Origin of the sequence: Micromonospora sonneratiae (genome assembly GCF_042679305.1) — a bacterium.
Classification (GTDB): Bacteria; Actinomycetota; Actinomycetes; order Mycobacteriales; family Micromonosporaceae; genus Micromonospora_H; species Micromonospora_H sonneratiae.
Window position 1 is genome coordinate 67,272 of the sequence record NZ_JBHTMP010000009.1, and the last position, 26,756, is coordinate 94,027.

Annotated in this window: 21 protein-coding genes and 1 pseudogene; 15 read left to right on the forward strand and 7 right to left on the reverse strand. The window is 69.6% G+C overall.

Annotation, left to right across the window (positions count from 1 at the left end):
- Window positions 1–307 precede the first annotated feature (307 nt).
- Complete coding sequence (locus ACFQ4H_RS08175) at window positions 308–970, reverse strand: response regulator (protein ID WP_377568807.1); 663 nt, start codon at window positions 968–970, stop codon at window positions 308–310.
- Window positions 967–2,214 (reverse strand): sensor histidine kinase, encoded by a 1,248-nt coding sequence (locus tag ACFQ4H_RS08180; RefSeq protein ID WP_377568809.1) that lies wholly within the window; start codon window positions 2,212–2,214, stop codon window positions 967–969. Before ACFQ4H_RS08180 ends, ACFQ4H_RS08175 begins: the two co-directional genes overlap by 4 nt.
- Window positions 2,215–2,352: 138 nt before the next feature.
- Between ACFQ4H_RS08180 and ACFQ4H_RS08185 the strand changes: the two genes are divergently transcribed.
- Complete coding sequence (locus tag ACFQ4H_RS08185; RefSeq protein WP_377568812.1) at window positions 2,353–3,192, forward strand: hypothetical protein; 840 nt, start codon at window positions 2,353–2,355, stop codon at window positions 3,190–3,192.
- Window positions 3,193–3,290: 98 nt separating this feature from the next.
- Here ACFQ4H_RS08185 and ACFQ4H_RS08190 read toward each other — a convergent pair whose 3' ends face one another.
- Window positions 3,291–4,571 (reverse strand): peptidoglycan DD-metalloendopeptidase family protein, encoded by a 1,281-nt coding sequence (locus ACFQ4H_RS08190; RefSeq protein WP_377568814.1) that lies wholly within the window; start codon window positions 4,569–4,571, stop codon window positions 3,291–3,293.
- 224 nt (window positions 4,572–4,795) lie between these two features.
- Here ACFQ4H_RS08190 and ACFQ4H_RS08195 point away from each other — a divergent pair, with 224 nt between their 5' ends.
- Window positions 4,796–5,710: a helix-turn-helix domain-containing protein gene (locus ACFQ4H_RS08195; RefSeq protein WP_377568816.1), complete on the forward strand. Its 915-nt coding sequence runs from the start codon at window positions 4,796–4,798 to the stop codon at window positions 5,708–5,710.
- Window positions 5,711–5,736: 26 nt separating this feature from the next.
- Here the strand turns inward: ACFQ4H_RS08195 and ACFQ4H_RS08200 are convergent, their stop codons facing one another.
- Entirely contained in the window at window positions 5,737–6,591 is an 855-nt protein-coding gene (locus tag ACFQ4H_RS08200; protein ID WP_377568818.1) for a maleylpyruvate isomerase N-terminal domain-containing protein, read from the reverse strand.
- A 143-nt stretch (window positions 6,592–6,734) separates the two neighbouring features.
- Between ACFQ4H_RS08200 and ACFQ4H_RS08205 the strand changes: the two genes are divergently transcribed.
- From ACFQ4H_RS08205 to ACFQ4H_RS08260, 12 genes and pseudogenes are all read left to right on the forward strand, one after another.
- A complete protein-coding gene (locus ACFQ4H_RS08205; RefSeq protein WP_377568821.1) occupies window positions 6,735–7,586 on the forward strand; it encodes a septum formation family protein in 852 nt (283 codons plus the stop codon).
- Window positions 7,587–7,928: 342 nt separating this feature from the next.
- Entirely contained in the window at window positions 7,929–10,493 is a 2,565-nt protein-coding gene (locus tag ACFQ4H_RS08210) for a collagenase (RefSeq protein ID WP_377568824.1), read from the forward strand.
- 668 nt (window positions 10,494–11,161) lie between these two features.
- Window positions 11,162–11,344, forward strand: a pseudogene (locus ACFQ4H_RS08215) (IS607 family transposase); the annotation flags it as partial.
- Window positions 11,341–12,744, forward strand: a complete 1,404-nt coding sequence (gene tnpB, locus ACFQ4H_RS08220; protein ID WP_377568826.1) for an IS607 family element RNA-guided endonuclease TnpB — start codon at window positions 11,341–11,343, stop codon at window positions 12,742–12,744. The pseudogene ACFQ4H_RS08215 and the gene tnpB, both read left to right, overlap by 4 nt.
- Before the next feature lie 26 nt (window positions 12,745–12,770).
- The gene (locus tag ACFQ4H_RS08225) at window positions 12,771–13,451 is read left to right on the forward strand and encodes a GntR family transcriptional regulator (RefSeq protein WP_377568829.1); all 681 of its coding nucleotides are present in this window, start codon (window positions 12,771–12,773) and stop codon (window positions 13,449–13,451) included.
- A 347-nt stretch (window positions 13,452–13,798) separates the two neighbouring features.
- Window positions 13,799–14,713 (forward strand): dihydrodipicolinate synthase family protein, encoded by a 915-nt coding sequence (locus ACFQ4H_RS08230; RefSeq protein ID WP_377568832.1) that lies wholly within the window; start codon window positions 13,799–13,801, stop codon window positions 14,711–14,713.
- Window positions 14,713–15,714, forward strand: a complete 1,002-nt coding sequence (locus tag ACFQ4H_RS08235) for a proline racemase family protein (RefSeq protein WP_377568834.1) — start codon at window positions 14,713–14,715, stop codon at window positions 15,712–15,714. Before ACFQ4H_RS08230 ends, ACFQ4H_RS08235 begins: the two co-directional genes overlap by 1 nt.
- Window positions 15,711–17,129, forward strand: a complete 1,419-nt coding sequence (locus ACFQ4H_RS08240; RefSeq protein WP_377568837.1) for an aldehyde dehydrogenase family protein — start codon at window positions 15,711–15,713, stop codon at window positions 17,127–17,129. Before ACFQ4H_RS08235 ends, ACFQ4H_RS08240 begins: the two co-directional genes overlap by 4 nt.
- A 78-nt stretch (window positions 17,130–17,207) precedes the next feature.
- Window positions 17,208–18,560, forward strand: a complete 1,353-nt coding sequence (locus tag ACFQ4H_RS08245) for an aminopeptidase P family protein (protein ID WP_377569019.1) — start codon at window positions 17,208–17,210, stop codon at window positions 18,558–18,560.
- Window positions 18,557–19,705, forward strand: a complete 1,149-nt coding sequence (locus tag ACFQ4H_RS08250; protein ID WP_377568840.1) for an NAD(P)/FAD-dependent oxidoreductase — start codon at window positions 18,557–18,559, stop codon at window positions 19,703–19,705. Before ACFQ4H_RS08245 ends, ACFQ4H_RS08250 begins: the two co-directional genes overlap by 4 nt.
- Window positions 19,692–20,003 carry a (2Fe-2S)-binding protein gene (locus tag ACFQ4H_RS08255; RefSeq protein ID WP_377568843.1) on the forward strand — a complete coding sequence of 104 codons (312 nt, stop codon included), beginning with the start codon at window positions 19,692–19,694 and terminating at the stop codon, window positions 20,001–20,003. The genes ACFQ4H_RS08250 and ACFQ4H_RS08255 overlap by 14 nt, the downstream gene beginning before the upstream one ends.
- A complete protein-coding gene (locus ACFQ4H_RS08260; protein ID WP_377568845.1) occupies window positions 20,003–21,361 on the forward strand; it encodes an FAD/NAD(P)-dependent oxidoreductase in 1,359 nt (452 codons plus the stop codon). Before ACFQ4H_RS08255 ends, ACFQ4H_RS08260 begins: the two co-directional genes overlap by 1 nt.
- Window positions 21,362–21,430: 69 nt before the next feature.
- Here ACFQ4H_RS08260 and ACFQ4H_RS08265 read toward each other — a convergent pair whose 3' ends face one another.
- Window positions 21,431–22,174, reverse strand: a complete 744-nt coding sequence (locus ACFQ4H_RS08265; protein WP_377568848.1) for an MBL fold metallo-hydrolase — start codon at window positions 22,172–22,174, stop codon at window positions 21,431–21,433.
- A gap of 383 nt (window positions 22,175–22,557) precedes the next feature.
- On the opposite strand from ACFQ4H_RS08265, the gene ACFQ4H_RS08270 reads away from it, so the two are divergent.
- The gene (locus tag ACFQ4H_RS08270) at window positions 22,558–22,845 is read left to right on the forward strand and encodes a DUF427 domain-containing protein (protein ID WP_377568851.1); all 288 of its coding nucleotides are present in this window, start codon (window positions 22,558–22,560) and stop codon (window positions 22,843–22,845) included.
- Between the two features lie 46 nt (window positions 22,846–22,891).
- On the opposite strand, the gene ACFQ4H_RS08275 is transcribed toward ACFQ4H_RS08270, so the two are convergent.
- On the reverse strand, window positions 22,892–25,729 hold the full coding sequence (locus tag ACFQ4H_RS08275) for an AfsR/SARP family transcriptional regulator (RefSeq protein WP_377568853.1): 2,838 nt from the start codon (window positions 25,727–25,729) through the stop codon (window positions 22,892–22,894).
- A gap of 203 nt (window positions 25,730–25,932) precedes the next feature.
- Window positions 25,933–26,622, reverse strand: a complete 690-nt coding sequence (locus ACFQ4H_RS08280; protein ID WP_377568856.1) for a hypothetical protein — start codon at window positions 26,620–26,622, stop codon at window positions 25,933–25,935.
- Between the last annotated feature and the right edge of the window lie 134 nt (window positions 26,623–26,756).

Sequence of the window (26,756 nt, forward strand, 5' to 3'; positions counted from 1 at the left end):
ACAACCTCCACCGTGACGTGATGGCTGCCGCCCAGCGGCGCACCCCGCGAAGGCAGGCTGTTCGCTGCCACACAGATGCCGGGCTGAGGCCCTCGGGAGCAATGCACTCGGCGTGGAGATCTACGTCGCCTCCTGACCTCGGAGGTACGCACCGGCAGGGAATGAGCGTGGTATCCGCTTGGTGACGGTTGGACCGCTGTCGACCTACCCGGGCACGGACCGACAGCAGGCTGAAGGCAACAGGCTGAAGGCGCTACCCGCCGGTCAGACACTCAAGGCCGATCCTGCGGAAAGCTCAAGCACAGGGCTACTCGGCTGCACCGCCGAGACCGCGTAGTTCGAGCCGGTCCTCGCGTACCCGGTCGGCCAGGTCGAGTTTGGTGTGGGTGGGCCGCCCGGCCTCGGCGTACTTGCGTTTGACCCGCTCCAGGTACTCCCGGGCGGTGCCGTACGCCACCCCCGCCCGCCGGGCCGCCGCAGCCAGGGTGGCCCCCGACGCGTACGCGGTGAGGATCACCCGCTCCTGCGGGGACAACTGCGGCCGGTTGGGCCGGGAGTCCCGACTCAGCACGAACGCCAACTCCGGACTGACCACCAACTCCCCCGCGACCACGTCCCGGATCGCCTGCACCAGAACCTCCAGGTCCTGATCCTTGGTGACGTATCCCGAGGCACCCGCCTCGATGGTCGCCAGCACCCCGTCGGCATCCGGGATGGTGGAGACCACCAGTACCTGCGCACCGGTGGCCAGCACCCGGGTCACGTTCTCCGCGGGCACGGAGTTGTCCCGCAGGTTGAGGTCGAGCAGCACCACCTGGGGCACCGCCTCCCGGTCGACCTCGGCGAGATAGCCGGCCACCGTGGTCGTGACCAGCACCAGCTCGACGTCGGCGATCGGTGCCAACCAGGAACGCAGCCCGCCCAACAGCATCCGGTCGTCGTCGATGGCACCGATCCGGATCACACTCATGCCGGCCACCTCATCTCCACCGTGGTTCCCTGCCCCGGCTCGCTGTCGATCAGCACCGTCCCGCCGCTCTCGGTGACCCGGGCAGTGATCGACTCACGTAGCCCGATTCCCTGCCGTACGGCGCCGACGTCGAATCCCGTACCCCGGTCGGCGACCGTGACCTGGAGACGCGTCGGCGCCTCACCGGCCACCGCGACCGGCGACGGGCCGGTGACGGTGACCCAGGCCGATCGGGTCCCACTGTGCCTGGCCACGTTGTTGAGCGCCTCCCGCACCGCGTCCGCCGCCGCCTCGGTCACCGTCGAAGGCAGGTCGTCCGGTACGTCCGCGATGTGGGTGTGCACCCGCAACCCCGTCGTTGCCGGCTCCCGGCCGATCGCGGCGAGTGCCCCGACGAGACGCATCCCGGCGGTGGACCCGGTGGTGGCGATCAGACCGCGTAGATAGTCCGCGTCGGCCGCCAGCCGCTGCCGTACCAGCGGATCCTCGGTGTCCAGGCTTCCCCGGGACAGCGCGCTCAACGTCGACAGCACCGTGTCGTGCAGGATCCGGTACTGCCGGGACCGTTCCGCCTCCCGGACCACGTCCGCCTGCACCCGGGTCCGTGCCTCGGCGAGTGCCTGCTCGGCGGTGGCCGACCTGACCGAGGCGTCCAGCAGGGTGCGGGCGACGACCGCGCCGACCACCGGCACTCCGACCAGCATGGCCAGGTTGCCCAGCACGCTGGAGAGGACGATCGGCCCGAGTGCCAGGGTGGCGTGGACGCCGCCGAGGTAGGCGACGCAGAGGACGAGCTGCCCGACCAGCGCCCGTGACAGGGGCCAGGCCAGCGCGATGCCGAGGGCCGCGCCGATCCCGACCGGGAGCGTCGGGTGGCTGAAACCCGTACCGGCGGCGGGGGTGGTCACCCAACCTCCGACCAGCAGCGCCAGCACCGCCACCCCCGCATCCAACCCGGCCAGCGTCGGGGTCAGGCCACGCCGGGCCCAGGCCAGGACGAGCACCACCACGACCACCACGGCCGGTACGGCGTACGTCGCCCAGGCCAACGCGACCGACCGCAGTCCAGCCGGGCCGCCCGTGGTGACCGCGATCGGCCAGGCGGCAAGTTGGACGATCCGGACCCCGGTCAGGATCGCCAGCAGCGTCACCGTCAGACGCTGCGGCGCATCCGTACCCCGGGTCAGCGGGGTCCTCCGGACGACCCGGCGGCCGGCCGACGGTACGGCGGTGACTGTGGCCATGGGGATCAGCATGCCGAACCCGGTGTCCGGGTCGCCTGTCGGGCACTCTGTCGACAGCAGTTCTTCCGACGTGCAGGACACTGCCGGTACCGGTCAGGATCCTGCCAGGACTCCACGTCGACCCCGGAGGGTTTCCCCATGAGATCGAGCTGCACCGCGTCCGGCCGGCCCCCTCGACGCGTCCTGGTGGTGTCCCTCGCCGCGACGGCGCTCCTGTCGATGGTGCCCGGCTGCGGAAACTCGACGGTTCCCGTGCCCGGGCCGGCAGCCACGAGCCCCGCCGCCTCGGGTTCCGACAGCGGGGCCGGCCCCTCCCCCGCCGGATCCTCCCCCGCCGGGTCCGGCCAACGGGTCGAGGTCGACGGCCGGACCGTCACCGGTGTCGCCCCGCGACTGACCTTCCCGGCCGGCAGCAAGGTCGATACGGCCTTCGGCGACGACACCTCCGCGACCGTGATCCTGGACCGGCCGGCACCGGATCGGGTGCTGGCCCACTACCGCACCGAGGCACCCGCGCAGGGGTACACCATGGTCACCGACACCGGATCGACACTGTACTTCCGGGGATACGGCTGGGTGGTGCAGGTGATAACCACGTCGTCCGATTCCACCGTCACCTTCGGGCTCGACGAGCCGGAGCAGGAGGTCACCGGTCAGCCGCCGGCCGCCGTGGCGATGACCGGCCGGGAGTTGGGCGTGACCAACCTGCCGTTCAACTTCCGGTTCCCGCCCGGTACGAAGTTGGCCAACGTCTCGGATCCGGTCGACGGTGCCTCGTTCACGCTCGTCGCACCCGACCCGCAGACGGTGCTGGCCTTCTACCGGCAGTACCTGCCGACCGGCTTCATCGACATCGTCAGCGACGAGACGGCCAACGGCGCGACGGTCGTCAGGTTCCAGAAGGACGAGGGCGAGTGGACCGGCACCATCACGGTCACCGCCGACCAGGTCCGGATCACCACCAGGAAGCACCGCTGAGGGGCCGGACACGGTGCTGCCCGCCGGTCGTCACGCGAGCGGACCGGCGGACAGCCCATGGCGTACGAAATCCCGACCACCAGGGTTGCCGACCTGGGTCAACAGGTGGGCGCCACCGGATCGTTGGTGCCGGTGTCGACGTAGGCGTCGCTGATGTAGCCGCCGCCCGGCATCCGGTTCCACAGGTTCGTCCGGTTGTCCCAGGGCCCGGTGACGTAGTCGCCGAGGGCGGTGCAGACGATCTCGACCACGTCACCGTCGTACGCCGAGCCGGTGATCGGGCTGTCCAGCCCCGGCCCGGAGCGGACGTTGACGTAGTCGAGGGTGCCGGTCTCCACCACACCGGTCGGATACGTGGTGCCGCCCGAGCCGTAGTTGACGATCGGGCAGCAGTAGTTACGGTAGACACGCTGCCCGTTGCGCTCCGCGTAGCCCTGGTAGGCGGCGCTGCCGGCGTACCAGGTCCAGCCGCCGATGGTCTTGCCGACCACGCTGACCGCCGTGTTGCCCTGCCACAGGGTCCAGTGCACGTGGTCACCGTTGGCCCGGCCGCCGCAGGGCAGTTGCACGTCGATCCGACCGAGGTACTCGCCGGTGGCGACCGCCGCCCCGTCGCCCTTCGTCGTCTGGCCGCTGATGTGGTAGTACCCCGTGCTGTACCCGTTGTCGTGCACCACCTTGATGTACGGCCAGCGCGCGTTCGTACAGAAGCGGTAGAGGTAGCCGCCCCGGGATGCGCGTACGTTGCCGTCACCGCCGTAGAAGTCGATCGAGTTGTACGGGTACGACTCACCGGAGTCACCGTGCACTCCCCAGTGCGCCCATCCCTGGCCGGACTGCCAGGGCAGGGCCAGGCCGGTGGCGGCACTGGTGACCGTGTCGGTGGAGGCCCTACTGGTGGGGTTGCTGGTGGCGTTGCCGGTCAGCCGGCTGAAGAGCTGCCGCTCGGCCGTACTGAGGACGGGAGCCTCCCGGGCGGCGTCGGCGAACTCCGGGGTGCCCTCCAGGGCCACCCGCCAGGCACCACCGACCCGTTTCGCCAGGAACAGCACGGCCACCGGGGCCGCCTCGACGTGTGACGGTACGCGGATCACGCCACCGCCGAAGACCCAGTTCCGCCCGGCGGCGTACCGCTTGGGTTCCACCATCGTCTCCACCGGGACGGACGCCCGCTGGCCGTAGGCGGCGCTGGCCCGCGCACCGTGCTGGACGACCAGGCTGGTGGCTACCGCCTGCCGCAGTTGGCCGTCGTCCGGTGCCGGGCCGGCGACGGCCGCACCACCCGGCGTGAGCGCGGCCACCACCGCCACGGTCAGCCAGGCTGCGGCCCAGCGCGCTGCCGGACGTCGTGATCTTCGTGCCAGGGGGAACCGGTCCATGGCGTACTCCTCGTTCGGGGGTGGAGGAAGGACGGACGCATAGACGATGCAAGCGCCGGACCGGTGGCACAACGGCCGACGAACGGCCGACCGTCACTCGGTGAACGACGTCCCGGGGCGGTGAACGGTGCCCCCGACGACGACCGATGGCGGTGGCGGCGGGTATTGCCCTTCTGTTCACTGATCGGCAATCATTTGTGAACATTCACGGGAGACAAACTGCCATGGATCGTGAACTGGCCACGGTGCTGCGGACCGGCCCCTTCCACGCCGCACTACGGGCCGCGATCCAGGCGCGGGGGCTCGCCCTGCACCGCCTCCAGCACCGGCTCGACCAACTCGGCTTCCACGTGAGCCTGGGCACGCTCAGCTACTGGCAGTCCGGGCAGCGACGGCCGGAGCGCCGCGAGTCGCTGTATGCGATCGTCGCGCTCGAGCAGATCCTCGGCGTACCGCCGAACTCGCTGACCGTCCTGCTCGGACCACCGAGACCGCGTGGTCCCGTCGCCGGGCTCCCACAGGGCGCTCGACGCTATGCCGATGTCATGAAGGAGGCCGACGCGCTCCATACGCTGTTGGCCGACCTCGACGCGCCGGACGGCCGACTCCACCTGGTCAGCAGCTACGACGCGATCACGGTGGGGCCGGGTCGGGACGGGACCGGGCACGAACACCTCCAGGTGCTGGCCGCCCATGCCGACACCGACCGGCACGTCGCGATCTACTGGGGCGACCCCGGCTGTGACGTCGACACCATCGCCGTCACCGCCCTGGACAACTGCCGCGTCGGCCGGGTACGTCGCGACCCGTTCGCCGGGCTGGTGGTCGCCGAACTGCTCTTCGACCGGGTCGTCCGGACCGGCGACACGCAGATCCTGCGCTACCACGTCACGGATGGCAGCGGCGTGCCCTGCCACGAATACAGCCGGGCGTTCCGCTTCCCCACCCACCAGGTGGCGATCCGGATCCGGTTCGACCCGAGCGCACTGCCCGTCCGCTGCTGGCGGTTCGCCAGACGGAACGACAACGCCGCCGACCACGAGTGCGAGGAGGTGAACCTCGGTCCGTACCACAGCCCCCACCTGGTACGCACCGGTGTCGCCCCCGGGGTCTTCGGCCTCCGCTGGGACTGGGAATAGTCCAAGCCAGCCAGCCCGGCCAGCGGTCAGCTGGGTAGGCGCATCACCCGCAGGAAGGGCAGCAGCAGCCAGGGCCGACGTCCCCGGATCACCACCTTCCGGGTCAGCACGGCCCGCAGCCGGCTGACCCTGCCGAACAGCATCAGGTTGAGCACCACCGGGTCGAAAAGGAGTCGTACGTCGGGGTCGTCGCCGGGTTCCTCGACCGACACCAGACCGTCCCGCAACACGAGCGTCACCGGGGTGGTGTGGTCGGAGCGGAACTCGACTGCGATCCGGCGGCTGCTCGGGGGTTCGTCCGTGTCCAGCAACCGTCCGTAGCTGTGCTGGGTCATCTTGACGAGGAACACCTCCCAGAACAGCGCGCTGTCCGCCGCCGGAATCGACCAGTCCGCCCCGGTGGCGGTGGCGATGTCGTACCCGTGGATCAGCAGTTCGTTGGTCAGGTGGGCGAACACCCCGGCGATCGGCACCCGCGAGTCACCGAGCCAGGGCACCGGCACGGACGGGTCGAGGTCGGCGCTGGTGGCCAGGATGTCAGCGATCTCCGTACGGATCTGCTCAGCCAGCCGGCCGGGGTCGCGCTCGGTCAGGTGGCGCAGGACCAGGTCGTTGACGTCGGCAATGGTGTCCACAGTGGCCTGCCGAAGCTGCTCGGCCAGGTCGGGCACCGGAAGCGTGGACTCCTCGAACCGCACGATCGCGGTGTAGAGCCGGGTGATCGAGGCGATGTGCGCAGCGGTGTCGGCCACCGACCAGTGGGCGGTCACCCTCCTCGTCGGATCCGGCACGGCACAGATCAGCTCGGCGAATCCCTCCCCCGCACGGTTCAGCGCGGCGCGTACGGCTTGCCACTGGGTGGGGGTCACGACTGCGGTCATGCTCTCCTCCCCGGGGTGAGGGATGCGGAAGGCAACGTCACGCTAACACCGGGTCGGGTCCTCGCGGTTCCGCTCGGCTGCGCTCCCCGGTGCTCGCCTCGATCGACTCATCCGTATGCTGACGGCCTGATCTTGGAGGGCACATGCGGCGCTTGACGGCTGTCTCGACGACGACTTTCCTGGTTACGGCCGCTCTGCTGGCCGGCTGTCAGCAGGAGTCACCCAGGGCGGAGGCGTCGTTCGCCCCGACTGCCGGCGTCTGCCACCGCACGATGCCGCAGAAGGCCGAGCCCTACGAGCCGATGGACTGCTTCGGTCCCCATGAGACGGAGACCGTGCATGTCGGGACCTTCGAAGGAAAGGACGCGACCCTCGGCAGCACGCCGGCCAACGGAAGCCCGGCGCAGCTGAGGGCCTACCAGGCGTGTGATTCTGCGGTACGCGCGTTCGTCGGCGGCGACTGGCGGGAAGCACGGCTGATCATGCGGCTTCTGATGCCGTCGAAGGACGGCTGGGCAGCGGGCCAACGGTGGTTTCGTTGCGACCTGACCGAGATGCTGGCAATCGACTTTCCGGATCCGAACGGCCGTACCGGCACCCTGAAGGGCGCCCTGGGCCGCTCGACACCGTTGCGCCTCACCTGTTTCAACCCGGAGTCGAAGCTCGGCCAGATACAGGAGATGGTCCCGGCGAGTTGCACCGCGCCGCACACCAGCGAGTTCGGCGGCGTCTGGACGGCTCCGGATGGCCGGTACGGGGACCTCGCCGGGGATGCCATGGACAGGGGCTGCGCGGACGTGCTCGCCCGCTTTGCGAACGTGCCGAACGACGGCGATCTGGAATACCGGTTCGGCACGATCACCTATGGTCCCGATGAGCAGCAGTGGGAAGCGGGCGAGCGGGGCGTCCGGTGTTTCCTCTGGCTCGAGGACCGCAAGGTGAGCCGTTCACTGAAGTCGGCCGGTGTGAACGACCTTCCGGTGGTCGAATCCTGACGGTTGACGATCAGGCGACTCGAAGGCCCGGGAGCTCTGCCCCTGGGCCTTCCTCGTTACCTGGACGCGGAGCACGGGATCGAGAACCGTCACTTATCGCAGCTCGACCACCACGGTATGAATCGATGGTGAACTTTTCTTTACACGCTATGTGATGTGTGCCATGGTACATGGCACTGGCGATCGGAGCCCGTCAATCGACTGCCCGACCCGCGCCCCACCCCCACTTCCAGGAGCGCCGATGTCACATCGCAGCATGTCCAGTTCAGGCCACCCGCAACCTCGTCACGGCAGCACCGACCTGTCCGGACACCACACCAACGACCTGTCCGGAGGCGACAGATGAAGACCAGACTCACCAGCCGGCTGGCCAGACTCTCGGTCGTCGCGCTCACCGCGGCGCTGGGCCTCACCCTGACCGCTCAACCAGGTACGGCGGCACCGCCGGATCCGGCACGGCCATCCGCAGGAACGGATGCGGCCCGACCCGCCGGGGCACCCCCGACGGGCACCGAGGACACCGCCCGCCACACGCAGCAGAAGCCGCTGGCCGTGCCGGACCGGGCACCGACCTCGTCGAGCAGGGAGCAGCTCCGCCGCGACTACGACGATCCAGCCACCCCCGCCCAGCGGGCTGCCCGCCCGTCGGCCACCGGGCGGACCACGGCAGCCGCCGCCTGCAACGTCAGCGACTTCACCAGCCGTACGGGTAACGCCCTCGTGCAGCAGATCAAGGCGTCCACCACCGACTGCGTCAACACCCTGTTCAGCCTGACCGGCACCGACGCGTACAACGCCTTCCGTGAGGCGCAGATGGCCAGCGTCGCGTACGGACTACGGGACAACGCCGGCAGCTACCCCGGCAACAACAGCACCGGCACCGCCCAACTCGTGCTCTACCTGCGTGCCGGGTACTACGTGCACTGGTACTACCCCGACACGGTCGGCTCGTACGGGACCACCCTGCAGACCGCCATCCGGTCCGGGCTGGACACCTTCTTCGCCAACAGCCGCTCCAACGACGTCACCGATGCCAACGGGGAGACCCTGGCCGAGGCGGTCACCCTCATCGACAGCGCCGAGGAGAACGCCCGCTACCTGTACGTGGTCAAGCGGCTCCTGACCGGCTACAACAGCTCGTACAACAGTTCCTGGTGGATGCTCAGCGCGGTCAACAACGTCTACATCGTGTTGTTCCGTGGTCACCAGGTGCCGGCGTTCGTCACGCTCGTCAGGTCCGACCCGAGCGTCACCGACACGCTGTACAACTTCGCCTCCGCCAACCGGTCGCTGCTCGGCACCGACCAGAGCTACCTGGTCTCCAACGCGGGCCGGGAACTGGGCCGGTTCCTCCAGCACACCGAACTGCGTACGAAGGTTCGTCCCCTCGCCCGGGGGCTGCTCAACCTGAGCTCGATCACCGGACCGACCGCCCCGCTGTGGGTGGGCGTGGCCGAGATGACCGACTACTACGACCAGGCCAACTGCGCCTACTACGACACCTGCAACCTCCAGGAGCGGCTGGCCGCCGTGGTCCTGCCGATCACCTACACCTGTAGCGCCAGCATCCGGATCCGGGCGCAGCAGATGACCTCGGCGGAGCTGAGCTGGGCCTGCGACAGCATGCGCAACCAGGACGCGTACTTCCATTCACTGGTGGCCGACAACGGCCCGGTCGCCAACGACAACAACACCACGCTCGAGGTCGTGGTCTTCGACTCCAGCACCGACTACGGGACGTACGGCGGGCCGATGTTCGGCATCGACACCAACAACGGCGGCATGTACCTCGAAGGCAACCCGGCGGCGGTCGGCAACCAGCCCCGGTTCATCGCCTACGAGGCGGAGTGGCTGCGCCCGACGTTCGAGATCTGGAACCTGAACCACGAGTACACCCACTACCTCGACGGCCGTTTCGACATGTACGGGGACTTCACCGCCAACATCTCCACGCCCACCATCTGGTGGATCGAGGGCTTCGCCGAATACGTGTCCTACTCGTACCGCAACCTCACCTACACCGCGGCGATCACCGAGGCGGGCAGGCACACCTACTCGCTGCGTACGTTGTTCGACACGACGTACAGCCACGACAGCACCCGGATCTACCGGTGGGGCTACCTGGCGGTGCGCTACATGATGCAGTCGCATCGCGGCGACATGACCACGCTGCTCGGGTACTACCGGTCCGGCAACTGGACGGCCGCCCGGACGTTCCTGACCAGCACCATCGGGACCCGCTACGACAGTGACTGGGACGCCTGGCTCACCGCCTGCTCGGCCGGCAACTGCGGTGGCGGCACCAACCCGCCCACCAACCAGGCACCGGTGGCCGGCTTCAGCTTCACGACCAGCAACCTGACGGCCTCGTTCGCCGACCAGTCCACCGACAGCGACGGCAGCGTCGTCGCGCGGTCCTGGAACTTCGGCGACGGAACCAGTTCGACGGCCACGAACCCCACGAAGACGTACGCCAGCGCCGGGACGTACACGGTGACCCTGACCGTCACCGACGACAAGGGTGCCACCGGTACGACCGCAAGGAGCGTCACCGTCGGCGGCAGCGTACCGATCGCCGAGTGCACCGGCAGCGACGTACGGACGCTGGACCGCAACTGCCAGCGCAGCGGACTTGCCGCGACCAACGGCAACTACTACTACCTGTACATCTACCTCCCGGCCGGCGTCACCTCGCTGAAGATCACCGCCTCCGGCGGAACCGGTGAGGCCGACCTCTACTACAACCGCAGCAACTGGGCCACCACCTCGGCCTATGACAACCGGTCGGTCAACACCGGCAACGGCGAGACGCTGACCATCACCAACCCGCCCGCCGGTTACAACTTCATCAGCCTGTACGCCCGGGGGCAGAACTTCAGCGGCGTGACGGTGAAGACCGAGTACTGACGGCACGGACAGGTCCGGGGCCGGGCGGACGTCGGGGTCGACCCGACGTCCGCCCGGCTCGGGCAGAGCCGGGAAACAAGCCGTACGGCCCGACCGGCGTACGGCAGGATCGGTGCCATGTCACCACGGTCCCTGCCGCCGCCACCGGCGGGTTATCCGCCCCGCCCGACCCGGGCCGAGTTGGCAGCCGCTTCTGGCCCGCCCTGTATCGGCGCGGGTTCACGCTGCGCCTGGTCGAGCAGGGCGAGCTGCTGGATCTTTGGCTGGGCATCACCAACCTGGCGCCCCGGGGCGACCGTCCGAGCCGAGGAGCTGACCCGCACGGAACTACTGGCCGGGGCACGGTGGCGAGTCTCGGTACGGCGTTCGCCGAGTTGCGGGCCGTCGCGCTCGGCTGAGTCACGGGTCGAGAAGCCGGTTGAGGTGTGGGTCGAGGAACGTGGTCGCAGCGGGGCGGGCCGGTAGTGGTTCCGATAGGGTGAGCGCGGGGTAATCAACTGTCGGCGTGTCGGTTGTCTCTAGTGTTCGTAGGTGGCTGGAGTGACGGTGTGAATTTGAAGGAATGGGCAGCCGTAACCGGTGTCTCGTACGTAACCGTGCGGCGGCGTTACGAGTCCGGGACGCTGCCCGTTCCCAGGTACCAGCTGGCCCGGCTCATCATGGTGGGCGACCGGTTCGCTCGTTTCGGTGCCGAGTGTGTCAAGGCTGCGCTGACCGCGCAGGGCCGCCGCCTGCTGGTGGACGACGTGACCGAGATCCTGACATCGCTGTGTGCCCGCTTGTACGGGTGTCGTGCCGCCGTGAACTGTGCCCGCCGCGCGGTTGAGGCTGCCACAGAGGGCCCGGTGTGAAGACGATCCAGGCGTACCGGTTCGCCCTCGACCTCACCCCGGGTCAGGAGCGTGACGTGCTCGCGCACGCCGGCGCGGCCCGGGTGGCGCACAATTGGGCACTGGCCTGGGTCAAGGCGGTCATGGATCAGCGGGCGGCTGAACGCACCTACGGTGTGCCGGACGACCGGCTCACCCCGGCAGCGTCGTGGTCGCTGCCCGCGCTACGTAAGGCGTGGAACGCCGCCAAGCCGGTGGTCGCGCCGTGGTGGGCGCAGTGTTCCAAGGAGGCGTTCAACACCGGCCTGGACGCGCTGGCCCGCGCGCTGAAGAACTGGTCGGACTCACGGTCGGGCAAACGGGCCGGGCGGCGGGTCGGCTTCCCTCGGTTCAAGTCCCGCCGCCGCACCATCCCGTCGGTGCGGTTCACGACCGGTGCCATCCGGGTCGAGCCCGACCGGATGCACGTCGTGTTGCCTCGGCTGGGCCGGTTGAAGCTGCACGAGTCGGCCCGCAAGCTCGCCCGCCGCCTCGACAACGACACCGCGAGGATCTTGTCCGCGACTGTGCGGCGCGACGGCGGGCGCTGGCACGTCGCGTTCTGCGTCGAGGTCGAGCGCGCTGAGCGTACACCGGCCCGAACAGACTCGGTGGTCGGTGTGGACGTCGGCATCAAGTACCTTGCGGTGCTGTCGACCGGTGAACTGGTGGACAACCCGCGCCACCTGGTCGCTGCCCAGCAACGGATGCGTCAGCTCGGCCGTGCCCTGTCGCGGAAGTCCGGCCCGGACCGCCGCACCGGTCGCCGCCCCTCCAACCGTTGGCAGCGTGCCGCGAACCGGCTCGGCCGCATGCACGCCCGGGTAGCGAACCTGCGCCGCGACGGGCTGCACAAGCTCACCACCCGGCTGGCCCGCGAGCACGGCACGATCGTGGTCGAAGACCTCAACGTCACCGGCATGCTCGCCAACCGACGCCTGGCCCGGCACATCGCCGACGCCGGGCTCGCGGAGATCCGCCGCCAACTGGCGTACAAAACCTCCTGGAACGGCGGCCGGCTCGTGGTGGCCGACCGCTGGTACCCGTCCTCCAAGACCTGCTCGGGATGCGGCACGGTGAAAGCCAAGCTGGCCCTGTCCGAGCGTGAATATCACTGCGAGGCGTGCGGCCTGGACATCGACCGCGACCGCAACGCCGCCGCGAACCTGGCCGCCCTGGCGGCCGAGTACGACACCGCCGGGAGTGGCCCGGTGGCAGCACGTGGAGCCATCCGGAAGACCCAGCTTGCTGGGCGGGAGGCCTCGAAGCGTGAACCCGGCACGGCATCTGCCGGTCGGACCGGGACCGTCCCACTGCAAGGCGGGACTGCTGATCGTGTGCTCGCCAAAGCGCACGAAAAGGTAACGGTGGTGTGGTCGTGACGGCCGAATGGCGAGCAGGTGCTGCCATGGGCACCACCGGGGAGAACCTGGGGTTGGCGACACTTCAGGGCCGGCAGAGTCTCCGGGAAGAGGTGGCCCAGGCGTTACGGGCGGCGATCGTCGCCGGGCAGCTGCGCCCCGGGACCATCTACTCCGCCCCCACCCTGGCCAGCCAGTTCGGGGTCTCCCCGACACCGGTCCGGGAGGCGATTCTCGACCTGGCCAAGGAGGGTCTGGTCACCATCGCCAAGAACAAGGGGTTCCGGATCAGCTCGCTGTCCGACCGCGACCTGGACGAGATCACCGAGATCCGGGAACTGCTGGAGATCCCGGTGGTCGCCAAGCAGGTCGGAAAGCTCTCCGCCGAGCAGCTCAAGCAACTGCGTTCGCTGGCGAACACGATCGTGGCCGCCGCCAGCCGGGGTGACATCGTCACCTACATCGAGGCGGACACCGCCTTCCACCTCAGCCTGCTCGGCTCGGCCGGTAACGCACGACTGGTCGACACGGTCGCCGACCTGCGCAACCGGACCAGGTTGTACGGCCTGGACGCCCTGGTCAAGAGTGGTCAACTGGTCGCTTCCGCCGAGGAGCACGTGCAGTTGGTCGAGCTGCTGACGGCCGGTGAGCGCAGGGCGGTCACCGACCTGATGCGCCGCCACCTGCGCCACGTACGGGGCATCTGGGCGGACCGGCCCGAGGCGTAGTCGCCCCCGGGCACACTTTTCGTCATCCTGTCGAGCTGGGCGCACTGACGGGGCAGGCTGCCCTGCCTCGGACACGGTTGACCAAGACGTAGGCGCGGCACGGTCCGGCCCCCTCGATCGAGCGCTGCCAGGAATGCCGCGCCAGATCCCCGATCGTCGCCGAGGCCGTTGGTGAGACGCCTGTGGCGGACAGCCGGAGGCGTGAACGGGGCAGCTCGACAGGCTGGCGGCGGCTCGACAGGTTCACGTCGGATCGACGAGGCTCCTACCAGCGAGGTCATCCAGATGCATTGATCGATGAAACGAACCCATGCTACTGTGCTATGTAATATTTTACTGGAGGTCGAGTGGAAACCATCCCCTGGCGCGGCGTCCTGGTCGCGACCACGCTGCCGCTACACCCATCCGATCTCGGCGTCGACCTCGACGCCTACTCCGACCATGTCCGTTGGTTGGCGGACAGCGGCTGTGACGGCGTGGTCCCGAACGGCTCGCTCGGCGAATACCAGGTGCTGACCGCCGCCGAACGGACAGCCGTGGTGCGTGCGGCGGTCGACGCGGCACCCGATGGTTTCGCCGTCATCCCCGGGGTGGCGGCGTACGGCACCGACGAGGCACAACGCTGGACCGAACAGGCCGCCGAAGCCGGTTGTCCGGCCGTCATGCTGCTACCGCCCACGGTCTACCGTGCCGACGAGGCCGCCGTGCTGGCCCACTACCGGGCGGTCGCCAAGGTCGGTCTGCCGATCGTGGCGTACAACAACCCCATCGACACCCGGGTGGACCTCACCCCGCCCCTGTTGCAGCAACTGTACGACGAGGGGCTCATCGTCGCGGTCAAGGAGTTCAGCGGCGACCCGCGCCGGGCGTACGAGATCAACGAACTGGCTCCCGGGCTCGACCTGCTGGCCGGGGCCGACGACGTCACCCTCGAACTGGTCGTCGCCGGCGCGGTCGGCTGGATCGGCGGCTTCCCCAACGCCATCCCCACCCAGTGCGTCCAGCTCTACCGGGCCGCGCTGGCCGGTGACCTGGCCACCGCCCTGCCGCTCTACCGGTTGCTGCATCCGTTGCTGCGCTGGGACTCCCGCACCGAGTTCGTCCAGGCGATCAAGCTGTCCATGGACGTCGCCGGACGACCCGGTGGTCCCTGCCGGCCACCCCGGCAGCCGCTGACACCACCCGTGGCCACCGCGATCCGGGAAGCCACCCTCCGGGCCCTCGCGGTGGCTGACCAGCCGCTTCCACTGGAGGACGAGTGATGCGTACGAACCGGGTCATCCACGTCGTCGACTCGCACACCGAGGGGATGCCGACCCGCGTCGTGACCGGCGGCATCGGCACCATCCCCGGTGCCACCATGGCCGAACGTCGTCAGCACTTCGCCACCCACTCGGACCACCTGCGTGGCCTGCTGATGTTCGAGCCGCGCGGACACTCCGCAATGTCCGGGGCCATCCTGCAACCGCCCACCCGACCCGACGCCGACTACGGTGTGCTGTTCATCGAGGTCTCCGGCTACCTGCCAATGTGCGGCCACGGCACCATCGGGGTGGCCACCGTCCTGGTCGAGACCGGCATGGTCGAGGTCACCGAGCCGGTCACCACCGTACGACTGGACACCCCGGCCGGGCTGGTGGTGGCGTCGGTGGCCGTGGAGAACGGCGCGGCCCGGTCCGTCACCCTGCACAACGTGCCGTCCTTCTCCGTCGCACTCGACGCCCAGGTCGAGGTCCCCGGGCTCGGCCCGGTCCGCTACGACCTCGCCTACGGCGGCAACTTCTACGCCATCGTGGAACTGGCCGAACTCGGCATGCGCCTGGACCGCAACGCCAAGCAGCAGTTGCTGGACACGGGTCTGGCCATCATGTCGGCCATCAACGCGACCGACCCGCCGAAACACCCGGAACAGGACGACATCTTCGGCTGTCACCACGTCTACCTCGCCGAGGAAGGCTCCGACGCGCGGCTGTCCCGGCACGCCATGGTGATCCACCCCGGCTGGTTCGACCGGTCCCCGTGCGGCACCGGAACGTCCGCCCGAATGGCCCAACTGCACGCCCGGGGTCAACTCGACCTGGACACCGACTTCGTCAACGAGTCGTTCCTCGGCACCCACTTCATCGGTCGCCTCGTCGGCACCACCACGGTCGGTGGCCACGAGGCGGTACTGCCCACGATCACCGGGCGGGCCTGGGTGACCGCCACCGGGCAGCACCTCCTCGACCCGACGGACCCGTTCCCGGCTGGATTCCTACTGTGAGCGAACTACTGGTCAGCCGGTCACCGCAGCGACCGGACGAGATCGTCGCCGAGGCGAAGGTCGTCTCCCCCGCCGACGTCACCGCCCTGGCCGACCAGGCCCGAGCGGCACAGGCACTGTGGTGGCGGCAGGGCGCGGCAACACGGGCAGCCGCCCTGCGGGCCGTCGCCGACCGGCTGCGCGAACACGCCGACGAGCTGACCGACCTCGTCGTACGGGAGGTCGGAAAACCGGTCGGCGAAGCCCGGGGCGAGGTGGCCCGCAGCATCGCGATCCTGGACTACTACGCGCAGTCCAGTTTCACACCCGTCGGCGAACTCCTCCCGCCCTCGCTGCCGGCCAGCCAGGCCGGCCTGCTCTACACCGAGCGCCGCCCGCACGGTGTCGCCGGATTGATCACCCCCTGGAACTTCCCGCTGGCGATCCCGCTGTGGAAGGCGGCACCGGCGCTGGCGGCCGGCAACGCCGTACTGCTCAAGCCGTCCCCGGACGCGATCGGCTGCGGCCAGGCCGTCGAACGGCTCTTCACCGGGCTGGTGCCCGACGGGCTGGTACGCGTCGTACCCGGGGGTGCCGACACCGGGCGGGCGGTCGTCGAGGTCGGTGACGTGCTCTCCTTCACCGGAAGCGCGGCCGTGGGCCGGCAGGTCGCGGTCGCCGCCACCGGTCGGGGGATCGCGGTGCAGGCCGAGATGGGCGGGCAGAACGCGGCCATCGTGCTACCCGACGCCGACATCGAACAGACAGCGGTGATGCTGGCCGGCGCGGCCATGGGCTACGCCGGGCAGAAGTGCACCGCCACCCGCCGGGTCATCGTCGTCGGGGACGCCGACCGGTTCACCGAGGCGCTGGTGGCCGCCGTACGGTCAATGAACGTCGGCGACCCGGCCGATCCGGCGGTCACCATCGGGCCGGTCATCAACGCCGCCGCCCGGTCCCGGGTGCGCGACGCCGTCGAAACGGCCCGGACCGCCGGCGGACGGATCCTCACCCCGGCCGGCGGACGGATCCCCGCCGACGGGTCCGGCCGGTCCGAGGGCTACCACGTCGGTCCGGTGGTGGTCGACCGGATCGACCCCACCCATCCACTGGCCCAGGAGGAGACCTTCGGGCCGTTCGCGCTGGTCCTGCGCGCCCCGGACGCCGCCACCGCCGTCGAGCTGGCCAACGGCGTGCCGTACGGTCTGGTCACCTCGGTCCACGGGCGGGACATCGGGGAGTTGCTGCACGTCGCACGGGGTGTCGACACCGGCCTGGTCCGGGTCAACGCCCCCTCCACCGGCGTGGACTTCTACGCGCCGTTCGGTGGGGAGAAGGCATCCAGCATCGGCCCCCGGGAGCAGGGGCTGACCGCCCTGGACTTCTACACCTCCACCCGCACCATCACCCTGGCCGCACCACCCAGCGCGACCTGAGAGGAGACTTCGGTGAACCATCCCGAACTGCACACCGGCAGCCACGACCTGCCCGTCAGCCCCGCACTCGAGGAGTTCATGCGGACCGGCTGGGCGGACACCGAGCTACACGACCTACCGGCCGACGAGGTCGCCCGGTGGACTCCCCAGCGGCGTCGACGCCTGCACGAGGCCTTCCCCGGACAGCGGCTGGTCGTACCGTCCGGTGGTTTCAAGCAACGCTCCAACGACCAGGACTACCGGTTCCGGCCGCACTCGGCGTACACCTGGGCCACCGGTGACCAGACCTCCGACGGCGTACTCGTGATCGAGCCGGACGGCGGGGCCACCCTCTTCATGCGGCCCCGCTCCGACCGCCACACCGGGGAGTTCTTCCGCGACCGCAGGTACGGCGAGCTGTGGGCCGGGCGGCGACCGACCCTGGGCGAGAACTCCCGCCGGCTGGACCTGCCCACCCGGCACATCGCCGAACTGCCCAAGGCGCTCGCGGGAAACACCCCGACCCGGGTACTGCGCGGTGTCGACCAGCACGTCGACACGCTGCTGCCGGCCTTCTCCGACGACCACGCCGACGCCGAGTTCGCCGCCGTGTTGGCCGAGTTGCGGCTGGTCAAGGACGAGTGGGAGATCGCCCAACTGGAAGAGGCCGTCGCGATCACCACCCGGGGCTTCGAGGACGTCGTACGGGCGTTGCCGCAGGCGAAGCGCACGTCCGAACGCTACCTGGAGGGGGTGTTCTGGCACCGGGCCCGGCTCGAGGGCAACGACGTGGGCTACCACTCGATCATCGCGGCCGGCGCGCACGCGGCGACGCTGCACTGGATCGAGAACGACGGCCCGGTCCGCGACGGTGACCTCCTGCTGCTGGACGCGGGGGTGGAGACCCGGAGCCTCTACACCGCCGACATCACCCGGGTGCTGCCGATCTCGGGACGGTTCACCCCGCTGCAACGGGACCTGTACGAGTTGTCCCGCCGGGCCAACGACGCCGCCCTGGCCTGTCTACGTCCCGGTACGGATTACCGGGCGTTCCACCAGGCGGCGATGGGGGTGCTGGCACAGGGCCTGGCGGATCTGGGCGTACTGCCCTGTTCGGTCGAGGAGGCGTTGGCCGAGGATTCCGGCCTCTACCGGCGGTGGACCCTGTGCGGATCGGGGCACATGCTCGGTCTCGACGTACACGACTGCGGGGCGGCCCGGGCCAGCAACTACCTCGACGGACGGCTGGTCGCCGGCCATGTCCTGACCGTCGAGCCGGGGATCTACTTCCAGCCCGACGACGAACTCATCCCGGCTGAGCTGCGTGGAATGGGATTCCGGATCGAGGAGGACATCCTGATCACCGACGACGGGTACCGGATGCTCTCCGACGCGCTTCCCCGGCGGGCCGACGACGTCGAGGCTTGGATGCACCGGATCGCCTCGTCGTGAGCGATGCCAGCGCGGATGTCGTCGTCGTCGGCGCCGGGATGGTCGGTGCGGCCTGTGCCTACTACGCGACGCGGGCGGGCCTGTCCGTCATCGTCGTCGAGCGGGCGGGAGTGGCCGGCGGCACCACCGGGGCCGGCGAGGGCAACATCCTCGTCTCCGACAAACCGCCCGGCCCGGAGCTGACGCTGGCCCAGCGTTCGGTCCAGCTGTGGCGGGAACTCGGCGACATGCTCGGGCGCCAGCAGATCGAACTGGAGCCCAAGGGGGGTCTGGTGGTGACCGCCTCGCCACCGGAGCAGGCGGGGCTGGCGGCGCTGGCCGTACGCCAACGCGCGGCCGGAGTGGACGTCGTCGACGTGGCCGCCGACGAACTCGCCGGCTACGAACCCCACCTGGCCCGGGATCTGGCCGGCGGGGCGTTCTATCCGCAGGACATGCAGGTCCAGCCGATGCTGGCCGCCGCCCGGCTGCTGCGGGCCAGCGGGGCGCGGGTGTCGACCGCGACCACGGTCACCGGACTGCGCCGCGATCCGGGTGACCGGATCCGGGCGGTGGTCACCGATCGAGGACTCATCCACACCCCGGCGGTGGTCAACGCCGCCGGGGTGTGGTCCGGTAACCTCGCCGAGCTGGCCGGGGTACGGCTGCCGGTCCTGCCCCGGCGGGGGTTCATCCTGGTCACCGAGGCGCTGCCGGCCCTGGTACGGCACAAGGTCTACGCCGCCGGCTACGTGGCCAACGTGGGCCGGGACTCGGCCGACCTGGAGATCTCGCCGGTCGTCGAGGGCACCCCGGCGGGGACCATCCTGATCGGCTCCAGCCGCGAACGGGTCGGGTTCGACGCCACGATGTCCCTACCGGCGCTACGCCAGCTCGCCGCCGGAGCGGTCCGACTCTTCCCGGTCCTCGCCACCGCCTCGACGATCCGGGCCTACCGTGGGTTCCGGCCCTACACCCCCGATCACCTGCCGGTCATCGGCGCGGACCGAAGGGTGCCCGGCCTGTACCACGCCTGCGGGCACGAGGGTGCGGGCATCGGGCTGGCACCGGTCACCGGCCACTCGATCGCCGGCCTGTTGACCGGGCAGGCACCCGACCTGGACCTACGCCCCTTCGCCCCGGAGCGCTTCGATGCCCACGTCTGACGATCGGCAACTCCTGCCTGATGATCAGCAGTCCCTGTCTGACGGTCCGCACTTCCTCTTCGACGGTCGTCGGATTACCACCGACGGCCAGCGGTCCATCGCCGCCGCGCTGCTCGACGCCGGCATCCGCTCCTGGCGTACCACCCGGTTCCAGGGGCGTCCCCGGGGCGTGTTCTGCGGGATCGGGGTCTGCTTCGACTGTCTGGTCCGGGTGAACGGGGTGCCCGGGCAACGGGCCTGCCTGGTCGTCGCGAACCCCGGCGACGTGGTGGACTCCCAGGACGGGACGGAAGTGTGATGACGTACGACGTGGTGGTGATCGGTGCCGGTCCGGCCGGGATGGCGGCGGCGGTGACCTCGGCACAGGCCGGCTGCCGGGTGGCGCTGCTGGACGCCGCGCCCCGGCCCGGCGGGCAGTACTGGCGGCACCGGGCCGACGCGGACGGCCGGGAGCACCACGACTGGTCGACGTTCACCCGGCTGCGCGCCGGCCTCGCCAGGGTGGACCACCACCACGACGCGGCGGTCTGGTTCGTCGAGCCCGGGTTCGCGGTGCACACCCGCAACGGGGTGGTGGAAGGCCGTCGCCTGGTCATCGCCACCGGCGCGCACGACCGCGTGGTGCCGTTCCCCGGCTGGGACCTGCCGGGTGTGGTCACCGCCGGCGGCGCGCAGGCCCTGCTCAAGGGCCAGGGGGTACGGTTCGCGCAGCGGGTCGTGGTCGCCGGCACCGGCCCGTTCCTGCTGCCCGTCGCAACCAGCCTGGCCGCCGCCGGCAGCACGGTCGTCGGGGTGTACGAAGCCAACGATCCGGCCGCCTACCTGCGGCACCTGTCCTCGGTCCCGGGTGCGTTGGGCAAACTCACCGAGGCCGCCGGATACGGCGCGGCGCTGCTCCGGCACCGGATTCCCTACCGCCCCCGTACGGCGGTGGTGGCCGCGCACGGCACCGACCAGCTGACCGGGGTCACCGTCGCCAGGGTCGACGACGGTGGCGTGGTGGCCGGAACCGGGTACGAGGTGGAGTGTGACGGGCTGGCGGTCGGCTTCGGCTTCGTACCGCAGTTGGAGCTGGCCGTGGCGCTCGGCTGCGAGACCCGGCTGGACGCCGACGGCAACCTGGTGGTGGCGGTCGACGCGGCACAGGCGACCTCGGTTCCCGATGTGTACGCGGCCGGCGAGGTCACCGGTGTGGGCGGTGCCGCACTGGCGCTGGTCGAGGGGCAGCTCGCCGGAGCCGCCGTGGCGGGCACGTTCGGCCACCGGACTCCCTGGTCGACTGGCCGGCTCTCCCGCCTGCTGCTGCGGCGGCGAACGCTGCGCCGGTTCGCCTCGGTGCTGGCCGCGGTCCACCCCGTACCGGCGGGCTGGCCGCAGTGGTGCCGGGACGACACGCTGCTCTGCCGATGCGAGGAGGTGCCGGTCGGCCGGGTACGGCAGGCGGGACGGGACGGGTCCGTGATCGACGGTCGGGGCGCGAAGCTGATGACCCGTACCGGGATGGGCTGGTGCCAGGGGCGGATGTGCGGCTACGCCACGGCCTGCCTCACCGCCCATGAGGCGGGCCGTACGGTGACCGGGGCGGACCTTGCCGCCTATGCCGGCCGACCGATCGCGCAGCCGATCCCGCTCGGCGAACTGGCCGGCGACGACTGACGCGACCCCGGTGGCGGCTGGGCAGGCACCGGCCCCGGCCGCGTCGGCGGTGCGCAGCGCTGCCGGTCGTCACACCAGCCCGTTGGCCACTGCCTGTTCCCGGGTCCAGGGGTCGTCGTGGCTGTCGACGTACCACTCGTAGTCGCCGCTGACCAGGCCACCCAGCATCGCGAGGTCCGGACCGTCGTCGGGAGCACGCAGGTGCGCCGGCGGCGGGTAGAAACAGTCACCGAGCAGCGCGACGGCCGAGTCGGGCACCAGGACGACCGTCGAGTCGGGAGCGTGCGCACCGCCGACGTGCCGCAGCCGTACGCCGGTGGGCAGGGTGAGTTCGTCGGTGAAGACGCGCTGTGGCGGCCGGATGGTGAAGCCGTCCCACGTGTCCATGGCCAGGGCACGAGCCCGGAAGCTCGGTCCCAGCCGGGGGTTCGCCCGGACCTCGTCGCGTAGGTAGCGATGGCTCCATGGCCGGGCTGCCTCGTTCTGGAGGATCTCCCGGCCGGCGACGTGCCCGACGATCTCCACGTCCGGCCAGGCGCAGGCGCCCCAGGTGTGGTCCCAGTGGTGGTGGGTGTAGACCAGCCAACTGGCGGCGGGTAGTCCCGCAGCCGCCATCGCCGACTGGATCTCGCGGGCGTGCGCCGGACTGTGACCAGCGTCGACGATCACGCTTCCCCGGTCGTCCGCGATGATCGCGACGCTCCCCCGGATGTTGCCGGGGTCCGGGTCGTGGGGAAACAGCCAGACCCGTCCGGCGAGTTGCTGAATGCTGATGATGTCGTCCTTCGAGTCGGATCCGCTGGTGTCCGGCAATCCTGTGCCCGGCGATCCTGACCCTAACCTGCCCCGTCGCCCCGCCTTCTGCGCGATTCGGGGGTCGAAGGTGGACGCCGGGGCGGCATACGCGACAGTGGCCACATACGCCCGCCCCGGCGTACCTGCTAGCAGTGGCTACCAGGTACTACCGACGGCCCGCGTCCGCTCGGGCAGACGCCGCTCATCAGCTTCTCCGTCCTCCGTGGGTTGCCCCGTGCCGACCCACAACCCAAGCCTCGCCGGTAAGGTGCCGCAGCGGAAGGCTTTGGCTGATCGAGGTCGTACGGGATCGTTCGAGGTTTCTCCGAACACCCCCGACGCATCGACGTTCGTCGCAGCTTATCTGGTTATCCCGCGCCCGTGGGACCTACGCTGACAGCATGCCGAAAGCCATCTGGAACGACCTCGTGCTCGCCGAGAGCGACGACACGGTTGTGGTCGAGGGCAATCACTACTTTCCCCGTGCGTCGCTGCGCAGCGACGTCCTACGCGAGTCCGCCACGAACACGCTCTGTCCGTGGAAGGGCACCGCGTCCTACTACACGCTCGAACACGCTGGACGGCAGAGCCCGGATGCCGTCTGGTACTACCCGGACCCATTGCCGGCGGCCGAACAGGTCCGGGACCGGGTCGCCTTCTGGAAGGACGTCCGAGTCGTCGAGGACTGACGGCTGGGCACACCTGGACCGGCGATGCGAGCCGGGATGCCCGGCATCACGGTACTGGTTCCGACCGACGGTCCACGGCACCGGCAGGTACAGATGCCAACCGATCAGCGCGGGTCCGGTCGGGGGCACCTGGGCTGGGAACCTCTCGGTCTGGCAACTGCCCTGCTTCCCTGTCGTCCCGGGCCCCCTGCCGCGCCCCCAGCAGGGTTGCGATGTTGGCAGCCGCCAATCGGTCTCCAAGCTGCTCCTGGACGTGCATGGATCGGGCTAGCAGGGCGCGTGCGTGGGCGATGTTCCCGCGCTCCAGATACACCTCGCCGTAACTTTGCCGGACGTACGCAGCACAGTGCGCGTCACCGATCTCTTCGAGCATCTGTAACGCCTGTTTGATGAGAGCCAACGCCTCCTCGTGCCTACTCTGTCTGGCATGCATCATGGCCAGCCGGTGCAGCGCTTGTGCCTGGCGATGCTGGTCGCCGAGTTCCGACGCGAGCTCATAGGCGTTGGTGAACCAATGCCAGGCCATTTCGACCCGGTCACGGGCCAAGCAGATCCGGCCAATCGCAATACTGACCACTGCCTCTCCATCGAAGTCCCCGACCGACCGGAAGAGGCGCAGGGCCTGCCGTTGGGCTGCCAGCGCCGGTGCCAACCGGCCGCCGACCCGGTGTACCGCCCCCTGCCCGCAGAGCACCACCGCTTCCCCCTTCAGGTCTCCGGACCGCACGAAGAGTTCCCGTGCGGTGGCGAAGGCCGCCGCCGCTTCCGGGTAGCGGTCCAGGAACAGGTACGCCTGACCGAGATTGCGCAGCAGGACCGCTTCCGCCCAGGAGTCGCCGACACGCCGTGCGGATCTAAGGGCGCACTCGTGGCTGCGCACCCAGTCGTCGTAGTGCCCGCAAAGATCGATGTACGGCGCGAGACTGGCAGCGATCCGCCATGCGTGTTCGTCCAACCCTGCGGATTCGGCGATCTCCACGGCGGCCAGCAGGTTCGCTCGCTCGCAGTCGAACCAGGCCACCGGATCTGCGACGACCCTCTCGGCCAGCGCTGGTTCGATGGCCGAGGGCCACCGTGGCGATTCCGGCCCGATCGTGCGCGGCTGCACCCCGAAGAACCGCGCCGGCAGATGCCGCCCGGCCAGCGACACCAGGGCCAGCCAGGCATCGAAAGTGCGACGTAGGGCCGCCAGGGTTTCCTCTGCGGGGTCCTCCTCACCCTGCTCCCTGGCGTAGGAGCGCAGCAGGTCGTGCAGTTGGTACCTGGATTGCCCCAGCTTGTCGGCACCGACCCGTTGCAGAAGGTTGGCATTCACCATCACCTCGACCGGGTCGTCGGAATCGAGACCACCCCGTAGCACACGCAACACCCAGCCGGGAACCGTCACCGCGCCGAGTTGCCCGAGCCGACGGAACGCGGTCGCTACGGCGGCCGGGAGCAGGCGATAGCTGAGCGTGATGCTGGCCCGCACGTCCAGGTCGCCCACGCGCAACTCATCAAGGCGATGGCGTTCATTGCCCAATCGCTTGGCCAGACTCGCCGGTGTCCAGTCCGAATGTTCCTTCAGCCGTGCCGCCGCGATCCTTATGGCCAGCGGAAGATGACCGCACGCGTCCAGAATCTCGTCGGTGCCGCCTGTCGGAGCGTCCAACCGGTCCGCGCCCAGCAGCCTCGCAAACAGCTGTCGTGCCTCCTGGCCGGGCAGTCTCGTTACGTCGACCATCCTCACCCCGCTCAGTTCGGGCATGCGGGCGCGGCTGGTGATGAGCACCGCACAGCCTCCCGCGCCAGGCAGCAGCGGTCGTACCTGGCTCACGTTGGCTGCGTCGTCGAGCACGACGAGCATGCGTCGGGAGGCCAGTTTGGACCGGAACAGCGCTGACCGGGACGGAAATGTGGCAGGGATGGCGTTGCTTGCCACACCGAGGACCTCGAGCAGCTCGGCCAGCACCATGGCAGGATCCCGTACCGGCCCAGCGGTGCCCTGCAGCTCGACGTAGAGCTGACCGTCCGGAAACGCCTCTCGTAGCTCATGACCAATCCGGATGGCCAGCGCCGACTTGCCGGCACCGGGTGAGCCGCACAGTGCCACCACATGTGGTCGCTCGGTGGCCGACCCCAGGTACGACACCAGGTCGCTCACCAGCTCGGTCCGGCCCGTGAAGTCCACGACATCCATGGGGAGTTGGCAGACACTGGCAGTGTCGCGATCGCCCAGTACGACGGTGAGTGCCTGGCGCAGTCGTGGGCCCGGTTCCACTCCCAGTTCGGTGGCCAACACCCGGCGCGCCTCACCATAGACACGCAGTGCCTCCGCGGTACGGCCGCTGCCGTGCAGTGCCAGTACCAGACCACGCCACCACCCCTCATGTAGCGGGTCCGACGCAAGCAGACCACGCAACTCGACGATCGCCTCCTGGTAGCGCCCGGTCTCGACACGAGCGTCGGCCGACAGCTCGACCAGTTCATCCCGGAGCGCGGCAAGCCGAAAGGCAGTGGAAGTCCAGACGACGCCCTGCGGAAGGTCCTCCAGCAGGCGACCTCGCCACAGGGCGAGGGCCGCCTGCGCGTGCCCCAGGGCGGTGGCCGCATCGTGAGACTGCCGGGCCTGCTGCGCTAGCTGGGCCAAGCGCTCGAAGCGGGTCAGGTCGAGCTGGTCGACATCCATCTCGAGCAGGTAGCCGCCTGGTCGGGTGAGTAGGTCCACGCGCGGCCCGTCGGGAGCGACCACCGCAACGGTGGATCGCAACCGCGACACATAGGTACGGAGATTGGCGATCGCCGACCGCGGAGGGGACTCGGGCCACAGGACATCGACGAGCACATCCGTGTGGACCGCCTGGTTCGGGTGCAACAGCAGCGTCGCCAGGAGCAACCGCGGCATGCGACCACCCAGCGCGACCTCGTTCCCTTTCGCGTCCGCCACCGACAGCGGACCAAGCACCCTGAACGTGACCTGCGCCGAACTGGGCATCATAGAACGTGGATGTTATGGGGCGGCGGTCGGCCGGTCCAGAGCACGACGACGCGATCCCGCGGACAGTAGGTGTCCGCGGGATCGCCGTGGCCTCGAAGCAGTGAAAGAAATCAGCCGGCGGCCGGGAAGTACGGCTTGCTCCAGCCACGCAACCCGCTGCGGTAGGTGTAGTTTGCGATGCCTACCTTGCCGGAGACGGAAGTACCGATCACCTTGCCCTCGCCGAGGCTGATCATCACGTGTCCCGTACCGGACGAGTTGTGGTACCACACCACGGCGCCACGCGGCGGTACCCCGCTCTTCATGTAGCCGTGACTCTGGATCCAGTCCCCACCGATCTCCGCGGTCGCCCAACCGGAGCTGCTCCAACCGTACGCCTGGCGGACAAATGCCAAGCACAGGCCCTCGTGCGCGGTGGACCCGAGCCGCTCGAACGCCCAGTTGATCGCGCCGTTCACGGCCCGGGGGTTGTCGCGCGGCGGGTCACCCACGTAGGTGCAGTTCGGCGGGGTCGAGACCGCCTTCACGCGCGCGGCGGTCATGAAACCGCCGGCGCCTATCATGTACCAGGTCGAGGTCGTACCGTAGTAGCCGGTCTGGGTACTGCCGGTGGTCTTGCACAGGATGTTGACGGTCGAGCCGCTGTCTCTCCGCTCCATGATGGTCCACTTGTCATTGGGTCCGGAGCGAACCGGGACGCTGCCGCCGTCCGCCGTCATCACCTTGCCGTTGACGCTGGCGGCCTGGGCGGGAAGAGCCATCCCGGCGACGATGAGGGTGGTCGCGGTCAACGTGGTCATGGCCCACACCATGGGCCGCCTACTGAGTAGTTTGGTCATACGCGCAGTGTTCAGACGCGACATACACAGGACCTACACCGCGAAGCACCGAGCTCGTCACAGACGGGTTGCGGTACCTGGTTTGGTGGTGGATG

Bases quoted from the DNA above. Each gene is read 5' to 3' on its own strand.
- ACFQ4H_RS08175 (WP_377568807.1), bottom strand. From the start codon at position 970: ATGAGTGTGATCCGGATCGGTGCCATCGACGACGACCGGATGCTGTTG.
- ACFQ4H_RS08180 (WP_377568809.1), bottom strand. From the start codon at position 2,214: ATGGCCACAGTCACCGCCGTACCGTCGGCCGGCCGCCGGGTCGTCCGG.
- ACFQ4H_RS08185 (WP_377568812.1), top strand. From the start codon at position 2,353: ATGAGATCGAGCTGCACCGCGTCCGGCCGGCCCCCTCGACGCGTCCTG.
- ACFQ4H_RS08190 (WP_377568814.1), bottom strand. From the start codon at position 4,571: ATGGACCGGTTCCCCCTGGCACGAAGATCACGACGTCCGGCAGCGCGC.
- ACFQ4H_RS08195 (WP_377568816.1), top strand. From the start codon at position 4,796: ATGGATCGTGAACTGGCCACGGTGCTGCGGACCGGCCCCTTCCACGCC.
- ACFQ4H_RS08200 (WP_377568818.1), bottom strand. From the start codon at position 6,591: ATGACCGCAGTCGTGACCCCCACCCAGTGGCAAGCCGTACGCGCCGCG.
- ACFQ4H_RS08205 (WP_377568821.1), top strand. From the start codon at position 6,735: ATGCGGCGCTTGACGGCTGTCTCGACGACGACTTTCCTGGTTACGGCC.
- ACFQ4H_RS08210 (WP_377568824.1), top strand. From the start codon at position 7,929: ATGAAGACCAGACTCACCAGCCGGCTGGCCAGACTCTCGGTCGTCGCG.
- ACFQ4H_RS08225 (WP_377568829.1), top strand. From the start codon at position 12,771: ATGGGCACCACCGGGGAGAACCTGGGGTTGGCGACACTTCAGGGCCGG.
- ACFQ4H_RS08235 (WP_377568834.1), top strand. From the start codon at position 14,713: ATGCGTACGAACCGGGTCATCCACGTCGTCGACTCGCACACCGAGGGG.
- ACFQ4H_RS08245 (WP_377569019.1), top strand. From the start codon at position 17,208: ATGCGGACCGGCTGGGCGGACACCGAGCTACACGACCTACCGGCCGAC.
- ACFQ4H_RS08255 (WP_377568843.1), top strand. From the start codon at position 19,692: ATGCCCACGTCTGACGATCGGCAACTCCTGCCTGATGATCAGCAGTCC.
- ACFQ4H_RS08260 (WP_377568845.1), top strand. From the start codon at position 20,003: ATGACGTACGACGTGGTGGTGATCGGTGCCGGTCCGGCCGGGATGGCG.
- ACFQ4H_RS08270 (WP_377568851.1), top strand. From the start codon at position 22,558: ATGCCGAAAGCCATCTGGAACGACCTCGTGCTCGCCGAGAGCGACGAC.
- ACFQ4H_RS08275 (WP_377568853.1), bottom strand. From the start codon at position 25,729: ATGCCGCGGTTGCTCCTGGCGACGCTGCTGTTGCACCCGAACCAGGCG.
- ACFQ4H_RS08280 (WP_377568856.1), bottom strand. From the start codon at position 26,622: ATGACCACGTTGACCGCGACCACCCTCATCGTCGCCGGGATGGCTCTT.